At 41.3% G+C, this 13,813-nt stretch carries 16 protein-coding genes and 2 pseudogenes; 16 read left to right on the top strand and 2 right to left on the bottom strand.

Features of this window, described 5'->3' with window-relative positions:
• Positions 1 to 44 precede the first annotated feature (44 nt).
• From rimJ to KIT90_RS26050, 3 genes are read left to right on the top strand one after another with little or no spacing between them, the layout of a single operon-like run.
• Positions 45 to 629, top strand: coding sequence for a ribosomal protein S5-alanine N-acetyltransferase (gene rimJ, locus KIT90_RS26060; RefSeq protein ID WP_285379451.1), 585 nt, complete (start codon positions 45 to 47; stop codon positions 627 to 629).
• Positions 630 to 1,217 carry an HD domain-containing protein gene (locus tag KIT90_RS26055; protein WP_285379449.1) on the top strand — a complete coding sequence of 196 codons (588 nt, stop codon included), beginning with the start codon at positions 630 to 632 and terminating at the stop codon, positions 1,215 to 1,217.
• A gap of 13 nt (positions 1,218 to 1,230) precedes the next feature.
• Entirely contained in the window at positions 1,231 to 1,704 is a 474-nt protein-coding gene (locus KIT90_RS26050) for a DUF2947 domain-containing protein (protein ID WP_038896805.1), read from the top strand.
• Positions 1,705 to 1,762: 58 nt separating this feature from the next.
• Here the strand turns inward: KIT90_RS26050 and KIT90_RS26045 are convergent, their stop codons facing one another.
• Positions 1,763 to 2,725 carry an integron integrase gene (locus KIT90_RS26045; protein ID WP_285379447.1) on the bottom strand — a complete coding sequence of 321 codons (963 nt, stop codon included), beginning with the start codon at positions 2,723 to 2,725 and terminating at the stop codon, positions 1,763 to 1,765.
• Positions 2,726 to 3,530: 805 nt separating this feature from the next.
• On the opposite strand from KIT90_RS26045, the gene KIT90_RS26035 reads away from it, so the two are divergent.
• The 9 genes from KIT90_RS26035 (at position 3,531) to KIT90_RS25965 (ending at position 9,949) form a co-directional block, all read left to right on the top strand.
• Complete coding sequence (locus KIT90_RS26035) at positions 3,531 to 4,082, top strand: hypothetical protein (RefSeq protein ID WP_285379444.1); 552 nt, start codon at positions 3,531 to 3,533, stop codon at positions 4,080 to 4,082.
• 136 nt (positions 4,083 to 4,218) lie between these two features.
• The gene (locus KIT90_RS26025) at positions 4,219 to 4,836 is read left to right on the top strand and encodes a LysE family translocator (protein WP_285379442.1); all 618 of its coding nucleotides are present in this window, start codon (positions 4,219 to 4,221) and stop codon (positions 4,834 to 4,836) included.
• A 150-nt stretch (positions 4,837 to 4,986) separates the two neighbouring features.
• Positions 4,987 to 5,817, top strand: a complete 831-nt coding sequence (locus KIT90_RS26015; RefSeq protein ID WP_285379440.1) for a hypothetical protein — start codon at positions 4,987 to 4,989, stop codon at positions 5,815 to 5,817.
• Positions 5,818 to 6,380: 563 nt separating this feature from the next.
• Complete coding sequence (locus tag KIT90_RS26005; RefSeq protein WP_285379438.1) at positions 6,381 to 6,749, top strand: hypothetical protein; 369 nt, start codon at positions 6,381 to 6,383, stop codon at positions 6,747 to 6,749.
• A 144-nt stretch (positions 6,750 to 6,893) separates the two neighbouring features.
• Positions 6,894 to 7,193, top strand: a complete 300-nt coding sequence (locus KIT90_RS26000) for a hypothetical protein (protein WP_285379436.1) — start codon at positions 6,894 to 6,896, stop codon at positions 7,191 to 7,193.
• A 148-nt stretch (positions 7,194 to 7,341) separates the two neighbouring features.
• Positions 7,342 to 7,821: a hypothetical protein gene (locus KIT90_RS25990; RefSeq protein ID WP_228176352.1), complete on the top strand. Its 480-nt coding sequence runs from the start codon at positions 7,342 to 7,344 to the stop codon at positions 7,819 to 7,821.
• 143 nt (positions 7,822 to 7,964) lie between these two features.
• Positions 7,965 to 8,357 (top strand): hypothetical protein, encoded by a 393-nt coding sequence (locus tag KIT90_RS25980; protein ID WP_285379433.1) that lies wholly within the window; start codon positions 7,965 to 7,967, stop codon positions 8,355 to 8,357.
• Between the two features lie 132 nt (positions 8,358 to 8,489).
• Complete coding sequence (locus KIT90_RS25970) at positions 8,490 to 9,239, top strand: RES family NAD+ phosphorylase (RefSeq protein WP_285379429.1); 750 nt, start codon at positions 8,490 to 8,492, stop codon at positions 9,237 to 9,239.
• 128 nt (positions 9,240 to 9,367) lie between these two features.
• Entirely contained in the window at positions 9,368 to 9,949 is a 582-nt protein-coding gene (locus KIT90_RS25965; protein ID WP_065765292.1) for a DJ-1/PfpI family protein, read from the top strand.
• 193 nt (positions 9,950 to 10,142) lie between these two features.
• Here the strand turns inward: KIT90_RS25965 and KIT90_RS27865 are convergent.
• A pseudogene (locus KIT90_RS27865) lies at positions 10,143 to 10,465 on the bottom strand (hypothetical protein).
• A 793-nt stretch (positions 10,466 to 11,258) separates the two neighbouring features.
• Between KIT90_RS27865 and KIT90_RS25945 the strand changes: the two are divergent.
• The 4 genes and pseudogenes from KIT90_RS25945 (at position 11,259) to KIT90_RS25920 (ending at position 13,755) form a co-directional block, all read left to right on the top strand.
• Positions 11,259 to 11,786 carry a hypothetical protein gene (locus KIT90_RS25945; protein WP_285379426.1) on the top strand — a complete coding sequence of 176 codons (528 nt, stop codon included), beginning with the start codon at positions 11,259 to 11,261 and terminating at the stop codon, positions 11,784 to 11,786.
• A 142-nt stretch (positions 11,787 to 11,928) separates the two neighbouring features.
• A pseudogene (locus tag KIT90_RS25935) lies at positions 11,929 to 12,356 on the top strand (GNAT family N-acetyltransferase).
• Positions 12,357 to 12,542: 186 nt separating this feature from the next.
• Positions 12,543 to 12,890, top strand: a complete 348-nt coding sequence (locus tag KIT90_RS25930; protein WP_285379424.1) for a DUF3024 domain-containing protein — start codon at positions 12,543 to 12,545, stop codon at positions 12,888 to 12,890.
• A 172-nt stretch (positions 12,891 to 13,062) separates the two neighbouring features.
• A complete protein-coding gene (locus tag KIT90_RS25920; protein ID WP_285379422.1) occupies positions 13,063 to 13,755 on the top strand; it encodes a hypothetical protein in 693 nt (230 codons plus the stop codon).
• Positions 13,756 to 13,813 lie beyond the last annotated feature (58 nt).

Below are 13,813 nucleotides of genomic sequence, written 5' to 3'. Positions count from 1 at the left end.
ATCTGTCAAATGACCCCGAAATTAAATGGACGTTGTTATTCATAATGGAAGATAAAAGCTCTTCAATCGCCGTTCACAAGTTGGACGGCGACTTGCTTCTACGTACTGCAGAAATTGGCGATGCCGATATGATTGCAGAATATTTTCAAAGCAATCGCGAATACTTAAAGCCTTTTGAACCGAAACGCGAAGAAGCATTCTACTCAGTCAATGGTTGGCTTCAAAAGCTGATCAAACTGAATGAATTACATCGCATGGGACTGGGGTACTATTGTCTGCTTGTTCATGCCGAATCTGGTAAAATGCTTGGCACGCTCTCTTTCAGCAACCTGACTCGTTTTCCATTCTATGCCTGCAATGTGGGTTACTCCCTTGCAGAGGACGCACAAGGTCATGGCTATATGCGCCGCGCGTTAAAAATGGCCTGTGATTACATGTTTGAAGTTCAAAAGATACACCGCATTCAAGCAGGTTACATGCCGCATAACAAGCGCAGTGAAGCGGTGTTGCAGCATGTTGGGTTTGAGAGAGAAGGCTACGCTAAAGATTATTTGTTGATTAACGGTGAATGGCAAGATCATGTGCTTACATCGTTAACTAACCCAAACTGGAAAGCTGAGGCTCGATAAATGGAAAGATTGGATAAGCAGTTAGCACTTCTCATTGAACTGGATCAACTAAAGAGCGTGCTTCGTCGAACTCGGGTAAAGAGTGCCGACCGACGCTTAGAGAATAGTGGTGAGCACAGTTGGCACGTTGCGTTGATGGCGGTATTAATGCAAGAACATGCCAATGCGCCAATCGATATTGCTCGAGTGATGAAAATGCTGCTTATCCATGACGTCGTAGAGATCGACGCAGGCGATACCTTTGTTTATGATGTCGCTGCTTCAAAAGAACAAGAAGAGAAAGAACTGAAAGCGGCAGAGCGTCTGTTTGGTATGTTGCCAAGCGATCAGGGTGATGAGTTGTTCTCCCTGTGGAAAGAATTTGAAGCAGCCCAAAGTGATGATGCGAAATACGCGAAAGCGTTAGATCGCCTTATCCCGATGCTACTCAACTACCACAATGATGGTCAAAGTTGGAAAGAAAATGGTGTAACGCGAGAGCAAGCGTTAACCATCAATAAAAGAATTGAATATGGCTCTGTCACCCTGTGGGACAAGGCCAAAGAACTGATTGAAGAAGCCACCGAGAAAGGTTGGTTGAAGTCGTAAGAAAGGAGACTGAATGTCTTATTTGCCTTTGGATGAATACCAAAGAAAATGGATTTTTACTCACCAGTCAATGCCAGTGCCTGAAGAGGACCTCGAGTTTATCAAGCCGATGAGTCAAGCTCGCGCCGCGCAATTCTGGAAAGAGAACATTAGCGCACAAAGTCCTGATATGGACCGTTTGAGCTCGTCCGATTGGCCGATGAAAGAGTCTAATTGGTCAGAAGAAGTTGATTGGATGGCTGCTTGGGAAGCCGATGAACCCGAGTTACCAGAAGAAATTGCGGCGTTTATCGATTGGCAAGATGATGTCACGGTGTACTTCTGTTATGAGAAATACAACGTTATCGAGACGAAGTGGTCGACGTTCAAAAAATATTGGAAGAACTTCCTGTTCTATGATGATGGCCCGATTCTGCTCGGCCGCCGTCGCGCTCAAGCGCTTTGGTTTGATTCCAAAGGCAACGTCAAATTGGGCGAGCGTCACTAAACCAATTAAATGTGAAAGCCACCGGAGTACTTACTGTCACTCGGTGGCTTTTTCTTTTTCATAAGCTAGATAACGGACTCAAGACGCCTCCTGCGCCGCGCTCGATGACGTGCGTGTAGATCTGAGTCGTTTTCACATCAGTATGTCCAAGCTGTTCCTGAACGGTTCTAATATCAGCGCCAGATTCTAAAAGATGAGTCGCGAAACTGTGTCTCAGAGTATGGCAAGTCACCGATTTTTCGATTCCTGCATCTTTTGCCGCTCGTTTAACAGCTCTTTGTATTGCGCTCTCATTGATATGGTGTCGTCGAAACTCTCCGGTATCGTCATCAACGCTTAATTTGGTTGATGGGAAGAGAAAGTGCCAATTAAAATCCAATTCTGCACCGGGGTACTTCCGACGTAACCCATCAGAGATATAAACACCGGCATAACCGCCCATGTGACGGTCTTTCTGATAATAATCTCTCGCTAAACTGACTTGTGCTTTGAGTGGTTCATGCAGCTCTTTCGTCAGTGTAACTGTTCGGTTCTTACCACCTTTTCCTTGCCATACTCTGAGCGCACCATAGTCGTAATCAATATCTTGGATCCTTAATCGTAAGCACTCCATGATTCGCAAACCTGAACCATACAAAAGCTGGATGTGAAGTTTGTATTTCGGGTCAAGATGTTGAATAAATCGGCGCACTTCGTCTCTTGTTAAGACAACTGGCAACTTTTTCTCAGTGAGTGATTTTTGAAACCTCATATTCAATGAAAGTGGCATCTGGAAATACTCTCGATACAAAAATGAGATGGCGTTTAACGCAAGTGCCTGTGTTTTGACTGCCACTTTTTCATCAATAGCGAGGTGACTAAGAAAGCGTTCGACATCGTCTTCAGAGAGCTTGGAAGGGTGGGCAAGCTGATGGAAGACGATGTAACGCTTTATCCAAAATAGGTAGGTTTCAATGGTTTTCTTCGCGTAGTGACGCGAGAGCATATGCTCTTTAACACTCAGTAAAAACTGACTTTTCATAGTTATAATTTGACTGGTTGTTTATACAGTTTTATTAACTTAGCCCCTTATGGACAATTAGGCGCCAATGCACCGTCTAATTGCGTGTGTGAGCACACAGATTCATACTGATTTTCTATTTGTTTCATAAAGATAAGTGCTAGCATGCATACTTTCTTTTTGAATGAAAGAAGGCGGTAGCGTACCTGAAAGGTGGCTGCAGGCCGTATAGAAAGCGTTATGTTTCTTAGTCGAGTGTAGAAACTATAGTTAATATTCAGATGCTTATTGTGGAAAAGGAGAATTCATGGATGTGTATTCGTTACTAGCATTTGTGGCTTTTCTAGTGCTCATATCTTCAATGATAGTGCTCCTTGGGAGTAGTATTTCCCTCGGATTGCAGATGAAGAGAATAGACCCGAGTAGATACAAAGCGATCTACTTTTTGTTTATTCCTTTTTCTAGTGCGCTTCTCTTTAATTACGTAAGAAGTAGCGAAAATATGTCGAGGTATCCTGAAAGTAGCTCTTGGTTGTTTACTGTCATTCGATATTCTATGGTGTCACTCTTCATATCCTTTGTATTTATGGGATTTTCTGCTTTTTTAGCAGCAGGTAAGAACTAAATTTTTAGCCGGTAAAATTGTTCTGCTCATTTACGGTAACGTACTGGTGGGTGGTAATAAACATAACAAATTGTTCAAGAGTGATTCGGCACGCGTGGCATTTTTACTATGCGTTGATTTTAGTGGTTAAGGTGTTGTGCGGGAGCTTAGGTATTGCGTGCCTCACACCTTAACAAGGCGTTATAAATTTACGAGGTTTAGATGGAAGCTGTAACAACTACAGATATTTCAGTATATAAAGAATTATTGCCAATATTAGCGAGTACTATTACTGCTATAGCGACTCTATTTGGTGTGTTCATAGCTAGTTACTTTAATCAGAAGAACAACAGGGTTTCATTAGAAAAAAGTCTTGAGCAAGAAAAAATTAAAATCAAACTAAACAAGATTGAAGAAATATATGACCATTTCCATACATGGGAGGCGTCAATAACAAATACTAAAATGGCTCATTTTACATATTACTCAGGAGTGTTTAATGAAAAGCAATTTTATGATTCATTAGAAAAATATGATAAAAAAGATGTTGCTAATAGCTTTAGAAAAGTTCAATCGCTAAGTGATATATACTTTCCTGAAGCAGGTCTCGCTTTTAAAGATGTTCTTAAATCACGGGATGCTTTGGCCAAATGTTTTTTTGGTAAACAACAAACTCAAAAATCTTGCGATAATTTAGTTCAAAATCACAAAGCCTTTGAAAAAGAAGCGAATAAGTTTAAAGCTACTCTAGCTTTGTTAGCAAAAAATTTATAACAAACTGTTCAAGAGGGATTCGCAACGCGTGGCATTTTCACTATGCGTTGGTTTTAATGTTTAAGGTGGTATGCTGCGGCTTTTGTATTGCGTTGCTCACCCCTTAACAGGGCGTTAGTTTTATGGAGGAAATATTGTGGAAATCTGGAAGTTATTGTTCTTTATACCTGCGTGTTTTGCGCTCAATATGACTCCTGGTCCAAACAATCTATTGTCCATGAACAATGCTCGTTGTTACGGCTTCAAGTCCGCTTTTATTGCTGGACTTGGTCGTATTGCCGCATTCGCTGTAATGATTGCCTTGGCTGCTTCTGGTTTAGCAGTGGTTCTCTATGCTTCTGAGACTCTATTTCTAACGATTAAAATTGTGGGTGCGGCTTATTTGTTGTGGATTGCCTTTAATCTTTGGCGTTCGGAAGCAAGTCCTGTTTCTGAGCTAGAGAACACTCGCAACCGACTAGGCTTAGCCAAACAAGAATTCTTGTTAGCTGCTGGTAATCCAAAGGCGATCTTAATCTTTACTGCTTTTCTACCACAGTTCGTCGATGTTTCATCTAGTGTAAATGAACAGTTCTTCGCACTAGGGGCTACGTTCCTAATTTTAGAAATGGGTGCAATATCGATTTATGCGATATTTGGAATATACCTAAGACAGTGGTTTAAGAAGCCGAAAATGGCAAAGCGCTTCAATAGAGGTTGTGCAACTTTTTTGGCTATGTCTGGAGCAAGCTTGATACTTAGTCGCCAGCAATAAAACTAACAAACTGTTCAAGAGTGATTCGGCACGCGTGGCATTTTTACCATGCGTTAGGTTTAGTGTTTAAGGTGGTATGCGGAGGCTTAGGTATTGCGTGCCTCACACCTTAACAAGGCGTTATATTGACTACTAGTAATGGGAGAGCTAATGAAAAAGTATGTGGTTTTAATTTCGTTCGTTGTCACAATAGCTTTGTTTTATTTCAATCGGCCAGATCGCACCGAATTGGATGAGAGTGAGCTGTTCTTGCCCGTCTGTTCAATGGAAGCCCCCCTAGTCACAAAGGTTTCATACTTTGTTGACTCATCAATACAAGAGTCTTATACAAAATCTATAGCTGAACAGCAAATTAGGCAATCAAACAAGATATTATCGAACTCATGTTTGCCTTTAAGCAGAGAACTTGCTTCGTTTAGGTATGTTGACTTAGCACTATCGGGCGAGGAGTACTTTGATGAAATTCATAGCCAAGGCAGTATGGCTGTGGGACGTGATGTGATACAACCGTTACGTGATAGTCATTTGGATTTCTATGTGTTTGTTGTACCCAATCGCCACCTAATTTTCGAGGACGGTACTACGGGCGCTACTGACTGGGAGTTAAGTGATAGCTATATTCTGCTTGCTGACGATGCTTCTACTGATGTATTAGAACATGAGTTCGGGCATCTTATGTGGGCTAATCACTCAGAAACCTTTCTTTTTTCCCTTCTTCAAGGGGAACTAGAAAGGTCAACTAGACCAGAGAACCGGCATTTAATAAAGCCATATGCACGAGCGTATAAATGCTCAAATGCGGGAACAGTAATGAGCTATGAAAAAATTAAGTTGCCAATATACTCTAGTCCGACTATCAAATATCGCTCAGAAGTATGTGGCAATGAACTAAACGCGGACAACCGGAAAAGGGTACTGGAGTACATTGATACACTTAGGGAGCTCGTTCAATATAACAAACAATTTAAGAGTGATTCCTAACGCTTGGGGTTTTTGGCTCTAAATCTGAGTACAGTGTTTACGGTGGTATGGTTGAGTTTCGTGGTAGCGTTACTCACACCTTAATTGGGCGTTATGTGTCTTGGTCAGGATTACGTCGAGCCAGCTACTTAAAATGAGATAATATCCGCTTTTAAATGAATTACAGGGAGTGTAAATGAAAAAAGTCGAGCGATTTGAGTCACTAATCAGAATCATGGATGTGGTTGTAACATGTCTAGCTGTACTAACAGTGGCAGTTGGTATCTTTTCCACTGTCTTGCATGGAATTCAACTAGGTATTGGCGCTCTCGTATCTGGGATAATGTTATGGATAGCCAAATTTTTCATATGTGGCATCTCATATACACTGATTCAGATAGCCAAGAACACTGCTCCAAAAGCTTCGGATGAAAACACATAACAAATTGTTCAAGAGGGATTCGCAACGCTTGGCATTTTTACTATGCGTTGGTTTTAGTGTTTAAGGCGGTATGCGGCGGCATCGGCATTGCGTTGCTCACTCCTTAACAAGGCGTTATGTGTAATCAGAGTTTGAGATAAATATGCATAAAGTAATCAGGTCTGGTGTAGCACTATTTATGCTTAGTTGCGTCCAATCGTCAGTATTTGCAGAAGAAGGTTCTTTTGGCTTAGATGGTGAGTTTGTTTATAAAGATATGGTCGGCGGGCCATATTTTGATGAGTGGTATGTCGCTGGAGATATGAGCCAGCTGAACGACATTAAAATCTATCGTGAAGGTAAGTCAGGTTCGTTGGAGGCAATAATCAAGGTTGACTGTAAGTTACAAACGGTAACAGCCCAAGGCTCTGCCTTTATCTATGATTCTATTGCTTTGTCCAAAGAGGAAGCTCAAGAGTATTTCTTCGCGGATATTACGAAAGCAATCGTTAATAAAATCTGTATGCATTAACCAAACACATAACAAGCAATTCAAGCTGATTCGCAACGCTCGGCACTTTCGGTTTCAACTTGTTTGGTGATTACTGTGTAGTGTTTTAGTAAGGTAGCAGCGTTGCTCACAACTTAATTGGGCGTTAGAGCGCAGGAGAAAAATATGAATATTACGGACATAATTGAATACATTTCATATCTTATCGCAGGCATTATTATCGCTCCCTTCGGCTTTATGTTGTTTAAAGAATTCATCGGTAAAGATCGCAAGACGGTCACAGATGAAGTCAAATCTACGGTAGGAGACGAATCGAGAAAGTTTCTGGGTGGTAGATATGGTGATGCAGTTGTAGGTCAGTTTGTCGAGTTTAAACTGATAATAGCGATAGGTTTGCCATTAGTTCTATTTCTAGGAATATCTTCCTTGGTAAATTCTCTTTTGAAAGTTCTGCTCAACCTGTGAGTTGCGCTCTAACAAACTGTTCAAGAGGGATTCGCAATGCGTGGCATTTTCACTATGCGTTGGTTTTAGTGTTTAAGGTGGTATGCGGCGGCTTCAGTATTGCATTGCTCACCCCTTAACAGGGCGTTAGCATAACGGGGAGAGTTCAGTGAAATCGATATTATGTTTAACAAGTTTATTAGCAATTTGCTTCCCTGTATTTGGAAGTACTTTGTGTGATGCTGAAGATAAAGTCGTCTTCTCTTGTGAGATTGATAATAAAAATGTTTCGGCTTGCCTGACTCCTAACGCAGTTGTTAAATATTTATATGGGAATGAAGATAAAATTGAACTTAGCTTAAGCTCTCCTGTATTCAGCATTCGTGGGTGTTCAGGCGGCGCGATAAGTCGGTTAAGGTTCCAAAATGGTAATTACAGTTACATTGTTTACGACGTTCTGTGTAACGCAGAGAGAATTGGTGACGGTCAGTGGAATAAAACAGATTTTGCAGGGTTAATCGTCTTAAATCGAGACAAAGTAATCGTAAATAATGACTGTACCGACTTCAAAGATGGCGTGCTCGGTGTCAACTCAAGTCTTTTACCTCAACACGTCGAACGTGAAGACTTTAATTATGAGATACCGTAATGCTAACAAACTGTTTAAGAGTGATTCGCAACGCTTGGCATTTTTGGTATGCGTTGGTTTTAGTGTATAAGGTGGTATGCAGCAGCATCGGTATTGCGTTGCTCACACCTTAACAGGGCGTTAGTAGGTGACAGGAGGCTCAGGTGGAGCTCTATATATATGGTGATGTCCCCCAAGTGGGTAAAGTTTGTGAGCAGTTCTTTCTTGAGCAAATCCAGTGTTCGCAAACTATCCATGATCAAGCGAATGTCGCGTATTTTCGTTTCGACTCCCAGTGGTTTCAGTTGTACTTCGATGGCATCACTATCTTTTGGCGCGTCTGCAGTGAGCCAACAGAGCCAATAAATAGTGATTTTTCGTCTTACAGCTCATTAGTTAATTTCAGCGAAATTAAAGGTATTTGTAGGCATGCCTTGACGCGTATTGAACAGTTTTTGGATAGCGATATCATTATTTTATCCCTTACTTTTGATAGTGGGGTGGTTCTAAAGTTTGAATATTTTAGTTTGGGTGATTATACGAAAGTCACCTACTAACAAACTGTTCAAGAGTGATTCGCAACGCGTGCCATTTTCAGTATGCGTTGATTTTAGTGATTAAGGTGGTATGCGGCGGCTTAGGTATTGCGTTGCTCACACCTTAACAGGGCGTTATGTGTAAGGAGAAATATGAGTTTCAAATCATGGCGTAGTTACATGAATTTTAGCTATGCAGTAAAGAACAAATTACGTTACGTACTCGACCAAGAATCGAAAGACTTTCTAAAGGAAATCGAAAATACATGTGCTAGTAGAGTAGAAATTATTGAACCTAACTCTCAAATGTGGAGAGCTCAGCTGGGGCATGATGAAGAAGCATACTTTCAACATGATATTCATATTGACGATTTTCCAGTCCCTTACTCAGCGAGTAGAATGAAGCCGCTATCTAATAGTGCATCAGAAGGAAGGGCTAATCCAAAAGGCATTCCTTGTCTATATGTAGCTTCAACTAAGGAAACCGCTATGTCTGAAATCCGACCGTGGTTAGGATCTATAATATCGGTGGCTAAATTCACCAATGCTCGAGAACTAAGAGTTATTGACTGTTCAAAATATCATGGAGATCTTTCACCTATTTATTTGACAGAGCCGGATGATAACAAAAAGCAACAAGCTGTCTGGCTACATATTGACAAAGCATTTTCAGAGCCAGTTAGTAACAGCGATGTAAAGTCAGATTATGCGCCTACACAAATAATTGCGGAGCTAATTAAGTCACTTGGTTATGATGGTGTTGCGTTTAAAAGCTCTTTGAGTGATGGGCTTAACATCGCTTTGTTTGACTTAGAGAGCGCGCAATTTCAGTCATGTTCATTATGTCAAACCAAAGAAATTGAGTTCTCATTTAATGGTGTATCAACACCTTTTAACCCTTGAGTGATTACACATAACAAAGCATTTAAGAGTGATTCGCAACGCTTGGCAGTTTCGCTTCGCTCAAGTATAGCCAAGCGTTGCTCACACCTTAATGCGGCGTTATGTGTTCCGAACGGAGAGAGGAAATAATGACAAAGAGAACACTGGTTTTACTCTATCCGGGGGCTATTTCCTATGAAGTAATGTACGCGATAGAGTGTTTAGGAGCGTATGGGAAAGTTGATATCACCACCCCAGAGAACCACAATCATACCGATTCCTCAGGTCTAAGAATTTGTCCCACTGTTAACTTTGAAGATATACGTATTACTGACTATCAAGCACTTTTGATACCTGGAGGAAATCCCGATTCAATAATGGGGAGCGACCAAATTGCTAGCTTCATCCAGAAAGCTCATGAATCATCATTAGTTATTGGTGGCATATGTGCAGGAGTATTAGTCTTAGCAAGAGCTGGCATTCTAAAAGGCGTCAAAATTACCCATAATTATACGGAAAAATACGCCCCAGAATCTTCGGTACAGCTCACTCGACCATATTGGGAGGGAGCTATCTATGAAGAGTCTTTAGTCCAAGTCGACAAGCGCATAGTGACAGCGATGCCCAATGGGTACGTTGATTTTGGGTTAGCGGTGGCTGAAGCACTAGAGTTGCTAGATAGTAAGCAAAAACAGTTTATTCTGAGCTACCACAAGCAAGGTGCTCATTAAACACATAACAAATTGTTCAAGAGTGATTCGGCACGCGTGGCATTTTTACTATGCGTCGGTTTTAGTGGTTAAGGTGTTATGCGGCGGCTTCGGTATTGCGTGCCTCACACCTTAACAAGGCGTTAGTCGCCAGAAAAAGCTAGCAATCAAAATCATGTTTCTAAGCTTAAAACTTGGCTGCTGATCGTTCGGTTCACAGGTTCATCGTTGTTGGTCCAAACTCATTTTAGCTGTTTTAAGTCCGAAGTTTTGTAACTGTCATAGCGGTTGTTTTGTCCATTGGTGCTGACAGAGCGGGGCAATCGAGAGTTTGTCTTTGGTTGCAACTCCGCTCGGTGAGTTTGTTGGGTACAAAAGCCGATTTACTCGCTGAAATGACGTTTTCTCTGGCGTTGTAAGTTCCACGTGGTTTCAATGACTTTGTTGAAAGTCCGCACTGTGAGATTGGCTTTTCAAAAGCGCTTTTGATGTTGTCAGTCCGTTTTCTACGTCGTTGTTTGTTCCAAGTGGTTTCATTGAGTTGCCGCTTTGAGACTGCGCCTGACTTAAATGCATCAAAGCACATAAAGTTTGTTGTTCGCAAAGTTTAGTTCGGCTTAAAATTGTCGCTCGGTGTCTCGCGACTAACAAACTGCTCAAGAGGGATTCGCAACGCGTGGCATTTTTACTATGCGTTGAATTTAGTGGTTAAGGTGGTTTGCGGCGGCTTCGGTATTGCGTTGCTCACCCCTTAGCAGGGCGTTAGTACGGGTTTGACATCAAAGGTCATCAGTTTTGGTGTTTATCTGTTTTGGCGCTCGTATTTATACCTTTCAGTTAGTGCCTTTCACGTTCTTTCCGGTGGCACTATATGCGGAGTGTTTGCTTTGATTTCATCTTTTACGGTTTCTATCTCTTAGCCTATTTCTTTGGTACTTCTTCGTTTTTGCTGTACTTCCTAAGTTAATCTTGGCATTCGTTGGGTGCTGTTATCAAAGTACGAGGATCGAATCCTTTTCTAATTTGAATTCAATAAAAGTAGGGGAGTTCAGTACGTTTTTCTTCTAACCAACTCTCGTCTCTCAGCCGAGTTTAAGTTTTGTAGCTGCCCGTCTCACTTCAGTGTTCAAATCCTTTCATATCATCCCAATTTTCAATATCTTGGAGCGCATAAATAGAAGTAGTGCATGTACTAACAAATTGCTTAAGAGTGATTCGTAACGCGTGGCATTTTTACTTTGCGGTGGCTTATGTGATTAAGGCGCCGTGCGGTAGCTTTTGTATTGCGTTACTCACACCTTAGCAAGGCGTTATAGCGCAGGAGGAAATAATGCGTAAGACTATCAGTGTTACTGACAAAGAAGAGGTCGCAGCTCTAAAGCAGTTGGTCATGGATTCAATCGATAAATCTGTTGAACAAATCCGCACTGAACAGGATGCATACGGGTTATTTTCAAAAATGAAGTTTGGTGGTGTCGGTTTTGATCCGCTGGATTCTGATCGTGAGTTGAATGTAATTGAACAAATTAATCAATCATTTACTTACTTAGCGTCATTTAACGCAATGGAGGTCTTGTTTGAGCATCACTCTGAACTTGCTCCATATACTCTAAATTTAGGTACAGCACCTGGCTCAGATATTGAGTCAAATTGTGGAACGTTAGCGGCTGAAGTTTTTGCGTCAGTCACTCCAAGCAATAATCAAAAACTCAAAAAAGATATCGACAAGGTTGCCGCTACAGATGCGCATCTAAAGTATGCATTTTTTATGTGTCCGAATTTTGAGTATGGACGTCAGACTAAGTTTGAGCGTGATGGTGTAATGGTATGGGCGCTTGAAGGTGCAAATGCGCTATAACAAACTGTTTAAGAGTGATTCGCAACGCGTGGCATTTTTACCATGCGTTGCGTTTAGTGTTTAAGGTGGTATGCGGCAGCATCTGTATTGCGTTGCTCACACCTTAACAGGGCGTTATACGCTTTTGAGGAAATAATCCAATATGAACAAGGTAGTATTCAGAAATTGCGATGAGAATAGTCAGTATTGGGTTGCTCTAGAGAAGCTGTTTCAAACGGAATGGTCTGATTTTCTGTTCGTAGATACTTATAAACCACAATCTAATCTTCCACCGGTAATTGTCGCTCTCAGAGACAATCAAGTTATCGGTGGTCTTGCTTATTCGCGCTTTAAAGAGCCTCTGGTGACTCAGAAGTTATTTGGTTTAATGCTGTTTATGTTTCACCAGAGTGGCGCGGTCAAGGTCTTGCTAGTGAACTGATTAACCGAGGTGTTAGCCAAGTATCAGCAGCAACTCAAAGTAACCTGTATGCTTACACAAATGTACCATCGTTGTACGAGTCATTAGGTTGGTTAGCGGTTGATATTGAAAGTGAGCCAAATCATAAGGTTATGAAAGTTCCGTTGTAGTGTCAGCACGCGTATAACAAAGCATTTAAGAGTGATTCGCAACGCTTGGCATTTTCGCTTCGCTCAAGTTTAGCCAAACGTCGCTCACACCTTAATGCGGCGTTATGTACTTTCTCGAAAATTAACCTAGCCAACGTATGAAATTAGGTCGTAAACTTAGCTTAATTAAAGGGTTAGGTGATAGATATGACATTTTCAGAAATTGAGCAACAGCGTTATAGAAAGGTAGTGGAGAAGTACCTTGATTCTTGTCGGCCGCCAGAAGAGATCCGCAACCAACTTGATATTGGGTATCGTTTAGAGGGGCAAGTCATCGAAATCTTCGAGATACGTCCTAAGTGGAATGATCCATCCGAAAAAATGGAGTGCCCAGTAGCCAAAGTCAAATATTATAAGTCGCGTGATGCGTGGAAAATTTACTGGATGAAATCCGACCAAAAATGGCATTCGTATGAGCCAGTTCCAGAGATTCAACTTCTAGAAGCTTTCTTGGAAATATTGGAAGACGATACTTATGGGTGTTTCTGGGGATAGAACCAACCACGTACATAACAAACTGTTCAAGAGGGATTCGCAACGCGTGGCATTTTTACTATGCGTTGGTTTTAGTGTTTAAGGCGGTATGCGGCGGCATCGGTATTGCGTTGCTCACCCCTTAACAGGGCATTATGTGGTATAAGTAAGACTGAGAATTTAGATGGTAGTCATGAATCAATTTTGGAAAGAATTTCCGCTAAAGTATGGGTGCTTAACTACAGTCAAAATAATCGTAGGGCAAGAGCCATACAAGCAAGCTCTCGCTGGTATTAATTTCAGCGTAGAGTGTAAGAAATCTAAAGTATCTTTGTACCAAGATATTGGAAATATTGCTTTTTTGGTGACCGAATGGATAAAGGTTCAAGACTCGTTAGAAATGATCTTTAATCTATTGTTCGGTCGAGAGAATTCACTCAAGGCACTTTCTTATCTGAGAATGCATGCAATTCCTGCAAATGAGTTTGCCGAACAACTTTGGAGTAAAGCAAAGGTTCTTCTTGTGAACAGATTTGTTGACGGTGTAGACCAGAAGTCAAATATAGAAAAATTCATAAAGTCTAATGATAGTGCTTGCATACATGTTCTCTTCGTAGGGAAAAAGGCCTATGAGAAACATAATATTAAAGGGAATTATCAGTATGCATTAGCACTTCATCCTAGTGGAAATAATCTGCGTCGTTCTGAAAAATATGCCGACAATTGGTACTATTGCAAAGGTGAACAATTAGAGCACAAAAGTATAAATTTCTGCTATGAAACATTTCGGGTGTCTGACCACATAACAAAGCATTTAAGAGTGATTCCCAACGCTTGGCATTCTCAGTTCAAAGTTGGCTTTCGTGGCTACGGTGCAACGGTTTAGGTTAGATGATAGCGTTGCTCACACCTTAATGCGGCGTTATGTGGTAACTGGTTTCCTT

Source organism: Vibrio sp. B172a (assembly GCF_030248355.1).
In the GTDB taxonomy this organism is placed as follows: Bacteria; Pseudomonadota; Gammaproteobacteria; order Enterobacterales; family Vibrionaceae; genus Vibrio; species Vibrio owensii.
Note: the sequence above shows the minus strand (reverse complement) of the source record. Positions and strands in the feature narration are given on the sequence as shown.